This is a genomic window from Pseudomonas sp. GW458-11-26-14-LB4 (genome assembly GCF_059423925.1).
This window is the reverse complement of the sequence record NZ_JBWKYU010000026.1, coordinates 76,104-91,668: the sequence shown is the minus strand read 5'-3', so window position 1 is coordinate 91,668 and position 15,565 is coordinate 76,104. Positions and strand designations below refer to the sequence as shown.

Here is a 15,565-nt window from a genome sequence, read left to right as displayed (position 1 = left end):
GAGGGTTGGGGTGAGGGGGGAAAAGATCTAAAGCGAACTCAGACCTTCAGCACACCGCGATCAAAGCTTCGCTTTAACCGCCGCCAATGCATCTTTGCCATCCACCGTTTTCACCCCATCAAGCCACTTGTCCAACACCGCCGGATTCGCCTTGATCCACGCCTTCACCGCCTCCGCATTGCTGACCTTCTTGTTCACCACCTCGGCCATGATGCTGTTCTCCATCTCCTGAGTGAACGAAAGATTGGTCAGCAATTTACCCACATTCGGACAGGCCTCGGCGTAGCCCTTGCGGGTCAGGGTGTAGACGCTACCCGTGTCGCCGAAGTACTTCTCGCCGCCCTTGAGGTAATGCATTTTCAGCTGCACGTTCATCGGGTGCGGGGTCCAGCCGAGGAAGGTGACGAATTTCTGCTTCTTCACCGCTCGCGAGACTTCGGCCAGCATCGCCTGTTCGCTGGACTCGATCAGCTTCCACTGGCCCAGGTCGAAGTCGTTCTTCTTGATGATCTCCTGCAGCGAGATATTCGCCGGCGCACCGGAGCCAATGCCGTAGATCTTCTTCTCGAATTTATCGGCGTACTTATTCAGGTCGGCAAAGTTATGCACACCCGCATCCCACACGTAATCCGGCACGGCCAGGGTGAATTCGGTGCCGTCGAGATTCTTCGCCAGTTGGGTGACGTCACCGGTGGCCACGAACTTGTCGTAGAAGCCCTGCTGCGCCGGCATCCAGTTGCCGAGGAACACGTCAACCTGGCCATCCTTCAAGCCGCCAAAGGTGATCGGCACCGCGAGGGTGTCGACCTTGGCCTTGTAGCCCATGCCATCCAGCAGAAACCCGGTGATGGCGTTGGTCGCGGCGATGTCGCTCCAGCCGGGGTCGGCCATTTTCACCGTGTCGCAGCTCTCGGCGAACGCGGATGCGCTGCCCAGTGCCAGCAGACTGACCGTCACGACTGTGGATAACTTGACCATGGACTTCCCCTTAACGTTATTGGTTTTGGCAGGGTTGTGGATAACGGGCCTTGCGCTCCAGGTCATCGAGGTCGATGTGGTTGCGCATGTACTGCTGACTGGCGTCCACCAGCGGCTGGTGATCCCAGCTCTTCAGCTTGCCGATCGTCAGCGCCTCGGAGACGAAGCGCCGGCGACGCTGGCTTTCGAGGACTTCACGGTGGATCGCCGGGATGTCCCACTTGGCCCGTGCTTCAGCAAGAAAATCGTCGAAAAGCTGGCGATGTTGCGGTGATTGGCTGAGTTCTTCCTGCTCGCGCGGATCGTTGTCCACATCGAAGAGTAGGCAAGGGTCGGTTTCGCTGTAGATAAATTTGAAGGCGCCACGGCGGATCATCATCAGCGGACTGACAGTGCCTTCGGCCATGTATTCGCCGAATACCTCGTCGTGACCGCCCTGCCCTTGCAGATGTGGCACCAACGAACGGCCATCGAGCGGCAGACTTGGTTCCAGGCTGCCGCCGGCCAGTTCGACGAAGGTCGGCAACAGGTCGGCGGTGGAGACGGCAGAGCTGACACGGCCCGATTTGAACTGACCGGGTGCACTTATCAACAGGGGCACTCGAGCGGCCATTTCGTACCAGTGCATTTTGTACCAGAGGCCCTTCTCTCCCAGCATGTCGCCATGGTCGCCGGAGAACACGATGACGGTGTCGTCCGTCAGCCCACAATCTTCGAGGGTTTGCAGAAGTTTGCCGACGTTGGCGTCGATATAACTGCATGCACCGAAGTACGCGCGGCGTGCGTCGCGGATTTTATCCACAGGCAGCGGCTTGTCCCACAGGTCGTAGACCTTGAGCAAACGCTGGGAGTGCGGATCGAGTGAATGCTGATCCGGCGTCGTCGGAAGCGGGATATTCGCATCGTCGTACAAATCCCAGAACGCCTTGGGAATCGTGTACGGATCGTGAGGGTGAGTCATCGACACGGTCAGGCAGAACGGCTGATCGCCGTCCTCGCGGATATGGTCGAACAGGTATTGCTGAGCCCTGAACACCACCTCTTCATCGAAATCGAGCTGGTTGGTACGCACGCACGGGCCGGCCTGAAGCACCGAAGACATGTTGTGATACCAGCTCGGCCGCACGTCGGGCTCGTCCCAATTCACCGCCCAGCCGTAGTCGGCCGGATAAATGTCACTGGTCAGGCGCTCTTCGTAACCGTGCAGTTGATCGGGGCCGCAGAAATGCATCTTGCCCGACAGCGCGGTGCGATAACCGAGGCGGCGCAAGTAATGCGCGTAAGTGGGAATGTCGGCGGGGAAATCGGCGGCGTTGTCGTAGGCGCCGATCTTGCTCGGCAACTGGCCGCTGACCAGGGTGAAGCGCGAAGGCGCGCACAGCGGGCTGTTGCAGTAGGCGGCATCGAACACCACGCCTTGTTCGGCGAGGCGGCTGAGATTCGGCAGTTTGATCGGCGATGGGCCGTAGAACGGCAACATTGGCGCGGCCATTTGATCGGCCATGATGAAAAGAATGTTCTTGCGCTTCATGTGATCGCGGCATTCCATAGTGAATATTTATGCGACATTGCTGCGATCGAGCATGGATTCCCCGCAATATCCGGTAAAGCCCGCGCCGGACAATGACTAGGATAAGCACAGCTTATGTATGAAGCCCTCGGTGTTTTGTCGCTGGACCTGTTGCGCGCCTTCGAGGCGGCGGCCCGTCATCGCAGTTTTACCGCTGCGGCGGTTGAGCTCGGCACGACGCAACCGGCGATCAGTCAGCAGATCAAACGGCTGGAGGAACAGCTCGGAACGCGACTGTTCGATCGCATCTACCGGGGCATCGAACTGACCGAGGTCGGCTCGATCCTGTTCGAGCAGGTTACCCTCGGTTTGCAGAATATCGACGCAGGATTGAGCGCGATCAGCACGCAACAGCAACATGAAGTGCTGCAGGTCGCCACCGATTTCGCTTTCGCCGCGTATTGGCTGATGCCGCGTCTGCACCGCTTCCATGAAGCTTATCCACAGGTGGACGTGAGCCTGGTCACCAGCGAACGCAATCACAACATGCTGCGTCCGGATATCGACGTTGCCGTTCTGTTCGGCGACGGTCGCTTCAAACAGGGCGAAAGTCACTGGTTGTTCAGCGAAGAAGTGTTTCCGGTGTGCAGCCCGCAACTGCTCAAGGATCGCCCCCTGCCCTTGCCGGCCCAGGCATTGATGGAGTTTCCGCTGCTGCACCTGCGCGGGGAAAACAGCAGTAACTGGTTCGATTGGAGCGGTCTCTTCCGCGCACTGAACATCAGCACGCCGCCAGCCCCGGGCCAGCTGCGCTTCGACAATTACACCTTGTTGATTCAAGCCGCGATTGGCGGTCAGGGTGTGGCGATCGGCTGGCGGCACCTTGTGGATAACTTGCTTACCCAGGGTCTGCTGTGCCGGCCGATCGCCGAAACCACCCTGTCGCGCCTCGGTTATTACGTGGTGCTGCCGCAGCGCAAACGCCGGGGCGCGTTGATCCAGACGTTCGTGGATTGGCTGATGGCTGAACAGGCGAGCAGCGCCGAATCCTTGGCCGGGCTGGCGCTGCCGTCGATTGCGGTGTAACGGATCAAGAGGCGGCGACAAAATCCACGTGCTGGCGCAGATGCAAATTCAGCCGCAGCTCATCGGCAATGCCCACCGCCACCCGGTTCAGGCGCTCCAGCGGTTCGGCCAGACCCGGTTCGAGCGTGCGGCCGACCTGATTGAAATGCTCGATCGTCAGCCCGGCGACGCTGCGCGGTGCGTTCACCAGCGTCCAGTGCAGCGGGCTGCTTTGCAGGGCTTCGCGCACTTCTTCGGCGGCGTGGCGTTGCAATGGGTCTGCGTTTTCCGGATCGTCCAGTGCTTCGAATTCGCCGATGACAAACAGTCGCGAGATGTTCGCCGCCTGCAATCCGTCGATCAACGCATCCACCGCCAGCACCTGTTCCACCGGCCCCAGCACCACGGATTTCTCGACATGATCGCTGCTCAGCGGCAAGCCTGGCGCATTCAGCAGGCAGATCACCGCCGTGCTGCCGGCCACGCTCTGATTGACCCGCTCGGCATCGAGCAGATCGCCGCTTTTGGTGCGCAGCCCCGGCCGTGGCGCGAGCGCCGTCAGATCGTCGAGGATCGCGATGACTTCGTGCTGGCGACGCAGCAGTTCAGCCATCAACGCACTGCCCAGGCTACTCATGGCACCATAGAGCACCACTTTCACCGCCGGGGTTTCGGCATTTTTCATGGCTGAGGTCCCTTTTGTTTTCCCTTGTATGGCGTGTGACATACGGGCAACGCCGAGGGTTCGAACCGATTCAGAGGGTTTGCGATGCAGACGATCAAGGGTTATCACGCCCACGTTTATTTCGACGCCAGCACGATCGAACAGGCGCGGGCGCTGTGTGAGCAGGCCGCGCAATTATTCCCATTGAAGATGGGCCGCGTGCATGAACGTCCGGTCGGCCCGCACCCGGACTGGAGCTGCCAGCTGGCCTTCGGCCCGGAGTTGATCGGCGATGTGCTGCCGTGGCTGGCGCTCAATCGCAAGGGACTGGTGGTGTTCCTGCACCCGGACACCGGCGATGACTTGCTCGATCACACCGAACACGCGATCTGGATGGGCGCGATGCGGCCGCTGGATCTGTCTGTTTTTTAATCAGATGGTTTCTTCGGGCTCGCCCGGCAAATGCTCGTCCAGGTGCAGCCACGGCAACTGGCTGTCGGTCCAGATATGCCGCTCGGCGGCGGCCAGTTCTGGATGATCCAGTGTGGCAATCGTCAGATCGATGCTCTCGGGACTGAGCAACGTTACCAGCGCCAGTTGTGCGCCGCAGTTCGGACAGAAGAACCGGGCGCAACTGGTCGATGAGTCATAGCGCGAAGGCGTCCCCGCCAGCCACTGGAAGTTCGCCGCCGGCAGCGTGATCCAGGTAGTGACGATGCCACCGCTGACCTTTCGACAGATCGAACAATGACAGTGGGCGATGTCCTGCAACGCGCCGCTGAACTGATAGCGGATATGTCCGCAATGGCAGCCACCGCCGTGCAACTCAGTCATCGCCCTGCCCTCCGCTTCCCGTGTTCATTGACTCTAGCCCGCATCCGACGGCCGGTTGGCCGTTCGCCCAAAGCTTTCTTGCGCGAAAGGTAGCTGAAAGGTTCCCCGATTAGGATCGCCCCCACTGCCGGCAACAGACCGGTTGGCCAACGCGTGTGATTGCTCGCACGACAGGCCCAATTAACAACAACAATGGTGATTCTGATGTCCTCTGTAACCCGCCTCCTCCCACGCCTTTTTTCTGACACTCCGCTCGTACGCCTCGTGCTTCCCGTTCTGCGCTGATCCCGCCGATCCGCTCACTTACCTAGCCGCGCTACGCCTGGAGTATTCCCATGCTGACTTTCCTTGGCTTTGCCATGGTCATCACGTTCATGTTCCTGATCATGACCAAGCGCCTGTCTGCGCTGATCGCTTTGATCATCATCCCGATCCTGTTCGCTTTGTTCGGTGGCTTTGCGCCGAAGATCGGCCCGATGATGCTCGAAGGTATTACCAAGCTTGCGCCGACCGGCGTGATGCTGATGTTCGCGATTCTGTATTTCGCCCTGATGATCGACTCCGGCCTGTTCGACCCGGCCGTGCGCAAGATCCTCAAACTGGTCAAGGGTGACCCGCTGAAGGTTTCGGTCGGCACCGCCGTACTGGCGCTCGTCGTTTCCCTCGATGGTGACGGCGCGACCACTTACATGATCTGCGTGGCCGCCATGCTGCCGCTGTACAGCCGCATCGGCATGAGCCCGCGGATCATGGCCGGTCTGATCATCCTCGCCGGCGGCGTGATGAACATGACCCCATGGGGTGGCCCGACCGCCCGTGCCGCCAGTGCGCTGCACGTGGACCCGTCGGACATTTTCGTACCGATGATCCCGGCGATGGCTGCCGGTGTGGTGGCGATCCTGATCATTGCCTACTTCTACGGCAAACGTGAGCGTGCGCGTCTGGGTGAGCTGCACCTGATCGGCGACGAAATCGATCACAGCGAAATCAGCGTTTCGCAATTCCCGGATGCCCGCCGTCCGAAACTGATCTGGTTCAACGGCCTGCTGACCCTGGCCCTGATGTGCACTCTGATCGCCGGCCTGTTGCCGCTGCCGGTGCTGTTCATGGTGGCGTTCAGTATTGCCATGATCGTCAACTACCCTTGCCTGCAAATGCAGAAGGATCGCGTCGCCGCCCACGCCGGCAGCGTGCTGTCGGTGGTCAGTCTGATCTTCGCGGCAGGCATTTTCACCGGTATCCTGTCGGGCACCGGCATGGTCGATGCGATGTCGAAAAGCCTGCTGGCGGTGATCCCTGATTTCCTCGGCCCGTACCTGGCGGTGATCACGGCGCTGGTGAGCATGCCGTTCACGTTCTTCATGTCGAACGATGCGTTCTACTACGGTGTGTTGCCGGTGTTGTCCGAAGCGGCCAGCCATTACGGCATCACCGCGGTGGAAATGGCCCGTGCCTCGATCGTCGGTCAGCCGGTTCACCTGCTGAGCCCACTGGTGCCGTCGACATACCTGCTGGTCGCACTGGCGGGGATCGAGTTCGGCGATCATCAGCGTTTCACCCTGAAGTGGGCAGTGCTGGTCTGCCTGTGCATACTGGTCGCAGCCTTGCTGTTGGGGACTTTCCCGCTGTTCAGCACGTTGTAACGGCACCAAACTCACCAGGACGCCAGCTGATTGCTGGCGTCCTGGTTTAACACTCGCTCAAAGGAATACACATGGAATGGCTGACCAACCCTGAGATTTGGGTTGCCTTCTTCACCCTGACCGCCCTGGAAATCGTTCTGGGCATCGATAACATCATCATGATTTCGATCCTGGTCAGCCGCATGCCCAAACACATGCAGCAGCGCACCCGGATCTTCGGTCTTGGCCTGGCCATGATCACGCGGATCCTGTTGCTGCTGTCGATCACCTGGGTCATGCGCCTCACCGCCGACCTGTTCGAAGTGTTCGGCCAGGGCATTTCCGGTCGCGACCTGATCCTGTTCTTCGGTGGTCTGTTCCTGCTGTGGAAAAGCTCCCAGGAGATGTACCACGCGCTGGAAGGTGAAGATGAGAGCGACGAGACGCCTGGCGGCAAGGGCGGCAATTTCCTCTACACCATCATCCAGATCGCGATCATCGACATCGTGTTCTCGCTGGACTCGGTGATCACCGCCGTCGGCATGGTGTCCCACGTTCCGGTCATGGTTGCGGCGATCATCGTGGCCGTGCTGGTGATGATGCTGGCCTCGGGCAAGATCAGCGAGTTCATCGACAAGCACCCGTCGCTGAAAATGCTTGCGCTGTCGTTCCTGCTGGTGGTCGGTACCGTGCTGATTGCCGAGTCGTTCGACGTGCACGTACCGAAAGGCTACGTCTACTTCGCCATGGCGTTCTCGCTGGCGGTCGAAGCGATCAACATCAAGATGCGCACCGCCATCGCGAAAAAACGCAAACAGCAGGATCCGGTGAAACTGCGCAAGGATATTCCGGGTCAGTAACCCGAACGCTGCGCAACAGATCAAAGGGCCTTCGGGCCCTTTTTTCATGGCCGCATGAACCTGTTTTCATGACGCTTTTGTTTCAATCCCCGCTTTAGCTGTGCAATGCTGGCGCCCAGACCGTTAGCCAACTACAGCTTAAGTATCAGAACGTAGAAATTGCGCGGTACCGTCCACTTGCCCCTCTGGGGCGCTGCCATTACAGGGGGTCTGCATGCTCACCCTGCTCAATTTGCTCTCTGCCGTGGCCCTGCTGATCTGGGGCACGCACATCGTCCGAACCGGCATCCTGCGGGTGTACGGCACCAATCTGCGCCATGTGATCGGCCAGAACATGTCCAAACGCTGGCTGGCCTTTGTCGCCGGCATCGTTGTCACTGCGATGGTGCAGAGCAGCAACGCCACCGCCATGCTCGTGACGTCGTTTGTCGGTCAGGGCCTGATGGCGTTGACTCCGGCCCTGGCGACCATGCTGGGTGCCGACGTCGGTACGGCACTGATGGCGCGGGTGCTGACGTTCGACCTGTCGTGGCTGTCGCCGCTGCTGATTTTTATCGGGGTGATTTTCTTTCTGTCGCGCAAACAGACGCGGCTCGGGCAGATGGGCCGTGTGGCCATCGGGCTGGGGCTGATCATTCTGGCGCTGCAACTGATCGTCGAGGCCGCCGCGCCGATCACCCATGCCCAAGGGGTGAAGGTGATTTTCGCCTCGCTGACCGGCGATATCCTGCTCGACGCCCTGGTCGGTGCGTTGTTCGCGATGATTTCCTACTCGAGCCTGGCGGCCGTTCTGCTGACCGCGACGCTCGCCGGCGCTGCGGTGATCAGTCTGCCGGTGGCGATCGGTCTGGTGATCGGCGCCAACATCGGCAGCGGCGTGCTGGCGTTCATGAGCACCAGCATGCAGAACGCCGCCGGCCGGCAGGTGGCGCTGGGCAGCCTGCTGTACAAACTGATCGGGCTGCTGCTGATCATTCCGGTGCTCGACCCGCTGGTGCACTGGATCGACAGCCTGGATTTCAGTCCGCAGGAAATGGTCATCGGCTTCCACCTGCTCTACAACACCGCGCGTTGCCTGATCCTGCTGCCGAGCGTCGGGCCGATGGCGCGGCTGTGCGCCTGGCTGCTGCCGGAGCGGCCGGAGGTCAACGGCACCGCCAAGCCGCGTCACCTCGACGCCACCGCGCTGGTCACGCCGAGTCTGGCGCTGGCCAACGCCGCTCGGGAAACCCTGCGCATGGGCGACCTGATCGACAACATGCTCGACGCGACCCTCGACGTGCTGCGCGGCAAGCAGACCGCCATCACTCAGGAAATGCGCAAGCTGACCGATGACGTCGAAGCGCTGTACAGCGCGATCAAGCTGTACCTGGCGCAGATGCCCCGCGAAGATCTCGGCGAGCAGGACAGTCGGCGCTGGGCGGAGATCATCGAGCTGGCGATCAACCTCAAACTGGCCAGCGACCTGATCGAACGCATGCTGCGCAAAGTGCAGCAGCAGAAGACTTCTCAACGCCGGTCGTTCTCCGAAGACGGCCTGGAAGAACTGGCCGGGCTGCACCAGCAACTGATCGCCAACCTGCGGCTGGGGCTGTCGGTGTTCCTCAGCGGCGACAAGGAAAGCGCCCGCCAGTTGCTGCGCGAGAAACGTCGCTTTCGCGCACAGGAACGGCGTCTGGCCCACGCTCATGTCAGCCGGTTGCAACGTAAGATCGTGCAGAGTATCGAGACCAGTTCGTTGCACCTGGAGTTGATTGCCGACATGAAACGCCTGAACTCGCTGTTCTGCAGCAGCGCCTATGTGGTGCTGGAAACTTCCGATACCGGCGCGCTGGCGGCGGACGATATGGCGGACATCACGCATTCGCCTTGAACGTCTGGGGTTGTGGTCAGTCAGTAACTCAAGGTTCGGCCTCGCGGCCGGACTGACGACACGGATCTCCAATTCAGCCGTATGGAAGCTCGTTATGCGTTGCCTGTTGTTCGCCTGTCTGTTGCTCGGTTCCCTGCCCGCCTTCGCCCTGGATCGTTTTCAGGTCGAAGGCTATGCGCTGCCCAACGGTTTGCAATTGCTGCTCAAGCCCGGGACCGAGCGTGGGCACGTGGCGATCCGGCTGGTGATCGGTGTCGGTCTCGACGATTTCGACTGCAATGAAAAGGAGCTGCCGCACCTGCTCGAACACTTGCTGTTCAGCGGCATCGACGCCACCGGCGAAGGTGGCCTCGAAGAGCGCATGCAGGCCCTCGGCGGTGACTGGAACGCTTTCACCAGCAACGCCGACACCACCTTCGTCATCGAAGCCCCGGCGAAAAACCAGCGCAAGGTCCTCGACCTGCTGCTGGACCTGCTGACTCAGACCCGCTTCGACGACAACGCGATCAACGCTGCCAAGCGAGTGGTCGAGCGTGAGGACGGCGGTCATTACACCCGGCTGCAACGCTTTCTCGACCGGCAGGACCTGGGCCACACCGCGAGCAATCAGCTGGCGGTCGAACTGGGCCTCAAATGCCCGCAGCGGGCCGAGGTCGATGGCCTGACCCGCGAACAGTTGGAGAAGGTGCGCAAGGCCTGGTACGCGCCGAACAACATGACCCTGATTGTCGTCGGCGACCTCGACAAGCTGTTGCCGGCCTATCTGGAACGGGCATGGGGCGCGCTGGAAGCGGTCGACCCGAGCGAACACCGTCCGCTGCCGGACATCCGCGCCAGCGCCGCTCACGAACGCACGATCACTCGCGGCTTCATCGGCAACAGCGCCAAGCTGCACTGGCTGGTGCCGGAGCCGGTGCTGGACGATCAGTACGACGAAACCTTCGACCTGCTCAAGGAATATCTGGAGTGGGCGCTGTATCGCCAATTGCGCCTGAACCACGGTTTGTCCTACGGGCCGTGGGCCGAGCGCGAGGTGTTCGGCGGCGTCGGTTTCATGAGCCTCAACGCCGACCTGGATCGCGGCGACATTGCCGAAGCCGAACAAGTGCTGGAAGACCTCAAGGCCGACCTGCTGAAAAACGGCCTTGATGCCGATACCTTCAATCGCTTGAAACAAGCCGCCATCGCCCATCAGGCCTGGGCCGTGCAAGGCACCAGCGCCATGGCCGACTATTACTGGAGCGCGTTGGGCGACTACGAAGATGGGCGCTTCGCTGATCCTGCGCGGGAGCTGCAAGGCGTGACGTTGGAGGCGGCGAACAAGGCCATGCGCGAGTTGCTGCTGCAACCGGGCTATCTGCGGATCGAGAAACCGCTGCTCAGCGACGATCAGGTGTTGTGGCTGCTGGCGGGCGGATTGGGCGTGCTGGTGCTGATCCTGCTCGGCTGGCGCCTGCATCGGCGCAAATCCGTGCACCCAGACTGACCGGCAGCCTCGCCACACGGCCCGGCGGGCGGTACTCTGTCGGGGTTTTTTCCTCGACTGTCGTGAACCGCCCAAATGTCTAAATTGACCCTACTGATCCAGCGCATTCTCGAACTGATGAAGCGCTACCCCGGGGTCATTGCGCTCGGCGGTTTCATCTCCGGGGTCGGCAGTTTCATTCTGGTCGACCGGCAACAGGGGCTGGCGAGCTGGATCACCACGATCATGCTGCTGAGCTGGATCTGGCTGATGCTGGAAAACAGCCTGACCAAGCTGTTCACGCGGATCTTCAAACGGGAAATCCCCCAGCCGCTGCTGCGTTACGCGACGCAGATGATCCACCAGGAAAGCCTGTTTTTCGTCCTGCCGTTCTTCTTCATCACCACCACCTGGAACAGCGGCCAGCTGTTTTTCACCGGGCTGCTGTGCATCGCGGCGCTGATCTCGATCGTTGACCCGCTCTACTACAAATGGCTGGCGCCACGGCGCTGGGCGTTCCTCGCGCTGCACACCCTGACCCTGTTCGCCGCCCTGCTCACCGCGCTGCCGGTGATCATGCACCTGACCACCTCGCAAAGCTTCAAATGGGCGCTGGGGATTGCGGTGGTGTTGTCGTTCCCGAGCCTGGCGTCGATCTTCCCGATCCGCACCGTGCGCAACGCGCTGGCGATCCTGTGTATCACGGTCGGCATCGGTGGCGTCGGTTGGGTCCTGCGTTCGTGGGTGCCGCCGGCGACGCTGTGGATGACCGACGTGGCGATCAGCACTCAGGTGCAGGACCGGGTTCCGGGCGCCAGCCTCAAGGAAGTCAGCGCCGAACAGATCCGTGGCGGCGGGCTCTATGCCTACACCGCGATCAACGCGCCGCGCGGGCTTGATGAGCGGATTTATCACGTCTGGCAATTCAACGGCAAAGAGGTCGACCGCATTGCCCTCGACATCCACGGCGGGCGCAAGGAAGGCTACCGGGCCTGGACTCACAAACAGAATTTCCCCGGCAACCCGGCAGGCAAATGGCAGGTGCGGGTGTTGACCGAGGACGGTCAGGTGATTGGCGTGCTGCGCTTCGAAGTCACGGACAGCACACCGACCAAAGAAAAGTAACCGTGTTCGTGCTATTACGTATGCCAGCGTATTCAGCCGAACAAGCACGGAGCTTATGACCAGCAGCCCAATGACCGGCAGTGCCCGCCTGGACACCTCGATCACCCCTGCCCGCCTGCGGGTCACCGGGGACTGGACGCTTGCCCATTACGCCGACCTCAAGCAACTGAGCGAAACGCTCCACGGCCAGTACGACGCCAACACCCCTATCGATCTCAACGGCCTCGGCGCCCTCGACACCGCCGGCGCGTCGCTGCTCGTAGAACTGCTCGGCTCCGAGCGGCTGGGAAAATCCGCCGAACACCCTGACTGCACGATTTCCAGCGCCGACCGCGCCTTGCTGCAAACCGTGTATCGCTCGCTGACCGACTTCTGCGTGCCGATCAAGGAACCGGAAATCAGCGTCAGCGTGCAATTGCTGACCCGCATCGGCCGGGCCGTCGACACGGTCTGGCAAGACACCCTGCAATTGCTCGGCTTCGTCGGCCTGATCCTCGAAACCATCGCCCGCAGCCTGTTCCGACCCAAGCGCTGGCGGATCACGCCGATGATTGCGCACATCGAACAGACCGGCCTCGACGCCGCGCCCATCGTCGCGTTGCTGACCTTTCTGGTGGGCGCGGTGGTGGCGTTCCTCGGGGCGACGGTGCTGGCCAGTTTCGGTGCCAGCGTGTTCACCGTGGATCTGGTGGGCTTCGCCTTCCTGCGCGAGTTCGGGGTGCTGCTCACGGCGATCCTGATGGCCGGCCGCACCGCCAGTGCCTTCACCGCGCAGATCGGCTCGATGAAGGCCAACGAGGAAATCGACGCGATTCGCACCCTCGGCCTCGACCCCATGGAATTACTGGTGGTGCCCCGGGTGTTGGCGCTGCTGGTGGCGCTGCCGATGCTGACCTTTCTGGCGATGATCTGCGGGATCGTCGGTGGCGCAGTGGTCTGCGCGGTGTCGCTGGATATCTCGCCGGCGATGTTCCTGTCGCTGTTGCAAAGCGACATAGGGATTCAACATTTCCTGGTGGGCCTGGTCAAAGCCCCGATCTTCGCGTTCCTGATTGCCGCCATCGGCTGTCTGGAAGGCTTCAAGGTCAGCGGCAGCGCCGAATCGGTCGGCGCCCACACCACCTCAAGCGTGGTGCAATCGATTTTCGTGGTGATCGTGCTCGATGCGGTCGCCGCGTTGTTCTTCATGGAGATGGGCTGGTGAGTCGTCTACCCCGCGCGCCCTCCGAGGCGGTGATCGAAGTCCGTGGCCTGTGCAATCGCTTCGGCCGTCAGAGCGTGCACGAGAACCTCGACCTCGACTTGTACAAAGGCGAGATCCTGGCCGTGGTCGGCGGCTCAGGCAGCGGCAAATCGGTGTTGCTGCGCAGCATCGTCGGCTTGCGCCGGCCCAGCGAAGGCATGGTCAAGGTGTTCGGCCAGAACCTGCCGAGCTTGCCGGAGCATGAGCGTTCGTTGATCGAGCGGCGCTTTGGCGTGCTGTTTCAGAAAGGCGCGCTGTTCTCGTCGCTGACCGTCACCGAGAACGTCGCCCTGCCCCTGATCGAACACGCCGGGCTCAGCCGCGACGACGCCGAGCATCTGGCGGCAGTGAAGCTGGCGCTGGCCGGGCTGCCGCTGTCGGCGGCGGACAAGTACCCGGCCTCGCTGTCCGGCGGCATGATCAAGCGCGCGGCACTGGCCCGGGCGCTGGCGCTGGACCCGGACATTCTGTTTCTCGACGAACCCACTGCCGGCCTCGATCCGATTGGCGCGGCGCAGTTCGACCAATTGATCCTGACCCTGCGCGACGCGCTGGGCCTGAGCGTGTTTCTGGTGACCCACGACCTCGATACGCTCTACACCATCACTGACCGCGTCGCGGTACTGGCGCAGAAGAAAGTGCTGGTGGCCGGTCCCATCGACGTGGTCTCGGAAACCGATGACGCGTGGATTCACGAATACTTCCACGGCCCTCGCGGCCGCTCGGCGCTGGACGCCGCCAAACAGCTCAACGAGGTCTGACATGGAAACCCGAGCCCATCATGTATTGATCGGCCTGTTCACGGTGATTGTGGTGGCGGGCGCCCTGCTCTTCGGTCTGTGGCTGGCCAAGTCCAGCGTCGACACCGAGTTCAAGGATTACGAAGTCGTCTTCAACGAGGCGGTCAGCGGGCTGTCCCGCGGCAGTCCGGTGCAGTACAGCGGGATCAAGGTCGGCGATGTGGTCAGCCTGCGCCTTGATCCGAAGGACCCGCGTCGAGTGCTGGCACGCATTCGCCTGGCCGGCGACACGCCGGTCAAGGAAGACACCGAGGCCAAACTGGCCTTGGCCGGGATCACCGGCACGTCGATCATCCAGCTCAGCGGAGGCACGCCGCAAAGCCCGAAACTCAAGGGCCATGACGGCAATCTGCCGACCATCGTCGCCTCGCCTTCGCCCATCTCGCGGCTGCTCAGCGACAGCAACGATTTGATGAGCGGGGTCACGACGTTGCTGAGTAATGCCAATCAGATGTTCTCTGCCGACAACATCGAGCGCGTGAGCAAAACCCTTGAACATCTGGAGCAGACCACCGGCTCGATCAACGATCAGCGCGGCGACCTGCGCCAGGCCATGCAGCAACTGGCGACGGTCGGCAAACAGGCCGGCAACATGCTTGAACAGACGTCCGCGTTGATGCGCAACGCCAACGGCCTGCTCAACGATCAGGGCAAACAGGCGCTCGGCAGCGCCGAGCAGGCGATGAAATCCCTGGAGCAGAGCAGCGCCACCATCAATGGTCTGTTGAGCAAGAATCAGAATTCCCTCGACAGCGGCATGCAGGGCCTCAACGGCCTGGCCCCGGCGATCCGCGAACTGCGTGAAACCCTGAATTCGCTGCGCGCCATTTCCCAACGCCTGGAGGCCAACCCCAGCGGTTACCTGCTGGGCAGTGACAAGAACAAGGAGTTCACGCCATGAAGCTGATTCGCCTCGCCCTCCTCGCCGGCTTCACGCTGATCAGCGCGTGCTCGATCCTGCCCAAGTCCGAACCGTCGGATGTCTATCGCCTGCCGACGGCACAGGCGCCCGCCTCGGCCAGTTCGGCATCTACCCAGCACTGGTCGCTGCGCCTGAACAAACTGCAGGCCAGTGAAGCGCTGAACCGGCCGAGCATCGCGGTGATTCCTCAGGGCGATGTGATCAGCAGTTACAAGGCCTCGCGCTGGAGCGATCCGGCGCCGGTGCTGGTGCGTAACCGCTTGCTCGATGGCTTCCAGCGCGATGGCCGGGTGTCGCTGTTGAGCACCGACGACAGCAATTTCCAGGCGGACCTGGAACTGGGTGGCAGCCTGCAGGCGTTTCAGACCGAGTATCAGGGCACGCAGGCCAGCGTGGTGGTGCGGGTCGATGCGTTGCTGGTGCGCGGTTACGACCAGCGGATCCTCGCCAGTCGCCGCTTCGAAGAACGTCAGCCGCTCAGTGATGTGAAGGTGCCGGCGGTGGTGGCCGGCTTCGGTCAGGCCAGTGATCGCCTCACCGCGAAGGTGGTGGCGTGGGCGGTGGAGCAAGGGCAGAAAGTTGCCCCACCTGCCCGGCCCTGAAT

Annotated in this window: 15 protein-coding genes; 11 read left to right on the top strand and 4 right to left on the bottom strand. The window is 61.7% G+C overall.

Annotated elements, in window-relative coordinates; all coding sequences use genetic code 11:
* Positions 1 to 60 precede the first annotated feature (60 nt).
* Complete coding sequence (gene choX / locus AC07XZ_RS26555) at positions 61 to 978, bottom strand: choline ABC transporter substrate-binding protein (RefSeq protein WP_102688222.1); 918 nt, start codon at positions 976 to 978, stop codon at positions 61 to 63.
* A 16-nt stretch (positions 979 to 994) separates the two neighbouring features.
* Positions 995 to 2,509, bottom strand: coding sequence for a choline-sulfatase (gene betC, locus AC07XZ_RS26550; protein ID WP_102688223.1), 1,515 nt, complete (start codon positions 2,507 to 2,509; stop codon positions 995 to 997).
* A gap of 114 nt (positions 2,510 to 2,623) precedes the next feature.
* Here betC and AC07XZ_RS26545 point away from each other — a divergent pair, with 114 nt between their 5' ends.
* Complete coding sequence (locus AC07XZ_RS26545) at positions 2,624 to 3,574, top strand: choline sulfate utilization transcriptional regulator (RefSeq protein WP_102688224.1); 951 nt, start codon at positions 2,624 to 2,626, stop codon at positions 3,572 to 3,574.
* 4 nt (positions 3,575 to 3,578) lie between these two features.
* Here AC07XZ_RS26545 and AC07XZ_RS26540 read toward each other — a convergent pair whose 3' ends face one another.
* Positions 3,579 to 4,238: an NAD(P)-dependent oxidoreductase gene (locus tag AC07XZ_RS26540; RefSeq protein WP_102688225.1), complete on the bottom strand. Its 660-nt coding sequence runs from the start codon at positions 4,236 to 4,238 to the stop codon at positions 3,579 to 3,581.
* Between the two features lie 84 nt (positions 4,239 to 4,322).
* Here AC07XZ_RS26540 and AC07XZ_RS26535 point away from each other — a divergent pair, with 84 nt between their 5' ends.
* Positions 4,323 to 4,649, top strand: a complete 327-nt coding sequence (locus AC07XZ_RS26535; RefSeq protein ID WP_102688226.1) for a DOPA 4,5-dioxygenase family protein — start codon at positions 4,323 to 4,325, stop codon at positions 4,647 to 4,649.
* On the opposite strand, the gene AC07XZ_RS26530 is transcribed toward AC07XZ_RS26535, so the two are convergent.
* Complete coding sequence (locus AC07XZ_RS26530) at positions 4,650 to 5,051, bottom strand: GFA family protein (RefSeq protein WP_102688227.1); 402 nt, start codon at positions 5,049 to 5,051, stop codon at positions 4,650 to 4,652.
* A 335-nt stretch (positions 5,052 to 5,386) separates the two neighbouring features.
* Here AC07XZ_RS26530 and AC07XZ_RS26525 point away from each other — a divergent pair, with 335 nt between their 5' ends.
* From AC07XZ_RS26525 to AC07XZ_RS26485, 9 genes are all read left to right on the top strand, one after another.
* Positions 5,387 to 6,694 (top strand): CitMHS family transporter, encoded by a 1,308-nt coding sequence (locus tag AC07XZ_RS26525; RefSeq protein ID WP_007954069.1) that lies wholly within the window; start codon positions 5,387 to 5,389, stop codon positions 6,692 to 6,694.
* 71 nt (positions 6,695 to 6,765) lie between these two features.
* On the top strand, positions 6,766 to 7,533 hold the full coding sequence (locus tag AC07XZ_RS26520) for a TerC family protein (RefSeq protein WP_007954068.1): 768 nt from the start codon (positions 6,766 to 6,768) through the stop codon (positions 7,531 to 7,533).
* Positions 7,534 to 7,747: 214 nt separating this feature from the next.
* Entirely contained in the window at positions 7,748 to 9,406 is a 1,659-nt protein-coding gene (locus AC07XZ_RS26515; RefSeq protein ID WP_102688228.1) for a Na/Pi cotransporter family protein, read from the top strand.
* A 94-nt stretch (positions 9,407 to 9,500) separates the two neighbouring features.
* Positions 9,501 to 10,892 (top strand): M16 family metallopeptidase, encoded by a 1,392-nt coding sequence (locus tag AC07XZ_RS26510; RefSeq protein WP_007954066.1) that lies wholly within the window; start codon positions 9,501 to 9,503, stop codon positions 10,890 to 10,892.
* Positions 10,893 to 10,967: 75 nt separating this feature from the next.
* Positions 10,968 to 11,996, top strand: a complete 1,029-nt coding sequence (locus tag AC07XZ_RS26505; RefSeq protein WP_039764894.1) for a DUF5924 family protein — start codon at positions 10,968 to 10,970, stop codon at positions 11,994 to 11,996.
* Positions 11,997 to 12,051: 55 nt separating this feature from the next.
* Positions 12,052 to 13,200, top strand: a complete 1,149-nt coding sequence (locus AC07XZ_RS26500) for an ABC transporter permease (RefSeq protein ID WP_045121722.1) — start codon at positions 12,052 to 12,054, stop codon at positions 13,198 to 13,200.
* A complete protein-coding gene (locus tag AC07XZ_RS26495) occupies positions 13,197 to 14,000 on the top strand; it encodes an ABC transporter ATP-binding protein (protein WP_102688229.1) in 804 nt (267 codons plus the stop codon). The genes AC07XZ_RS26500 and AC07XZ_RS26495 overlap by 4 nt, the downstream gene beginning before the upstream one ends.
* A 1-nt stretch (position 14,001) precedes the next feature.
* Positions 14,002 to 14,940, top strand: coding sequence for an MlaD family protein (locus tag AC07XZ_RS26490; RefSeq protein ID WP_102688230.1), 939 nt, complete (start codon positions 14,002 to 14,004; stop codon positions 14,938 to 14,940).
* Entirely contained in the window at positions 14,937 to 15,563 is a 627-nt protein-coding gene (locus tag AC07XZ_RS26485) for an ABC-type transport auxiliary lipoprotein family protein (RefSeq protein ID WP_085748036.1), read from the top strand. The genes AC07XZ_RS26490 and AC07XZ_RS26485 overlap by 4 nt, the downstream gene beginning before the upstream one ends.
* Positions 15,564 to 15,565: the final 2 nt, after the last annotated feature.

What these genes read in the sequence shown, in the direction of transcription:
- choX (WP_102688222.1), bottom strand. Translation starts at nt 978, where the DNA reads ATGGTCAAGTTATCCACAGTCGTGACGGTCAGTCTGCTGGCACTGGGC.
- betC (WP_102688223.1), bottom strand. Translation starts at nt 2,509, where the DNA reads ATGAAGCGCAAGAACATTCTTTTCATCATGGCCGATCAAATGGCCGCG.
- AC07XZ_RS26545 (WP_102688224.1), top strand. Translation starts at nt 2,624, where the DNA reads ATGTATGAAGCCCTCGGTGTTTTGTCGCTGGACCTGTTGCGCGCCTTC.
- AC07XZ_RS26540 (WP_102688225.1), bottom strand. Translation starts at nt 4,238, where the DNA reads ATGAAAAATGCCGAAACCCCGGCGGTGAAAGTGGTGCTCTATGGTGCC.
- AC07XZ_RS26535 (WP_102688226.1), top strand. Translation starts at nt 4,323, where the DNA reads ATGCAGACGATCAAGGGTTATCACGCCCACGTTTATTTCGACGCCAGC.
- AC07XZ_RS26530 (WP_102688227.1), bottom strand. Translation starts at nt 5,051, where the DNA reads ATGACTGAGTTGCACGGCGGTGGCTGCCATTGCGGACATATCCGCTAT.
- AC07XZ_RS26525 (WP_007954069.1), top strand. Translation starts at nt 5,387, where the DNA reads ATGCTGACTTTCCTTGGCTTTGCCATGGTCATCACGTTCATGTTCCTG.
- AC07XZ_RS26520 (WP_007954068.1), top strand. Translation starts at nt 6,766, where the DNA reads ATGGAATGGCTGACCAACCCTGAGATTTGGGTTGCCTTCTTCACCCTG.
- AC07XZ_RS26515 (WP_102688228.1), top strand. Translation starts at nt 7,748, where the DNA reads ATGCTCACCCTGCTCAATTTGCTCTCTGCCGTGGCCCTGCTGATCTGG.
- AC07XZ_RS26510 (WP_007954066.1), top strand. Translation starts at nt 9,501, where the DNA reads ATGCGTTGCCTGTTGTTCGCCTGTCTGTTGCTCGGTTCCCTGCCCGCC.
- AC07XZ_RS26505 (WP_039764894.1), top strand. Translation starts at nt 10,968, where the DNA reads ATGTCTAAATTGACCCTACTGATCCAGCGCATTCTCGAACTGATGAAG.
- AC07XZ_RS26500 (WP_045121722.1), top strand. Translation starts at nt 12,052, where the DNA reads ATGACCAGCAGCCCAATGACCGGCAGTGCCCGCCTGGACACCTCGATC.
- AC07XZ_RS26490 (WP_102688230.1), top strand. Translation starts at nt 14,002, where the DNA reads ATGGAAACCCGAGCCCATCATGTATTGATCGGCCTGTTCACGGTGATT.
- AC07XZ_RS26485 (WP_085748036.1), top strand. Translation starts at nt 14,937, where the DNA reads ATGAAGCTGATTCGCCTCGCCCTCCTCGCCGGCTTCACGCTGATCAGC.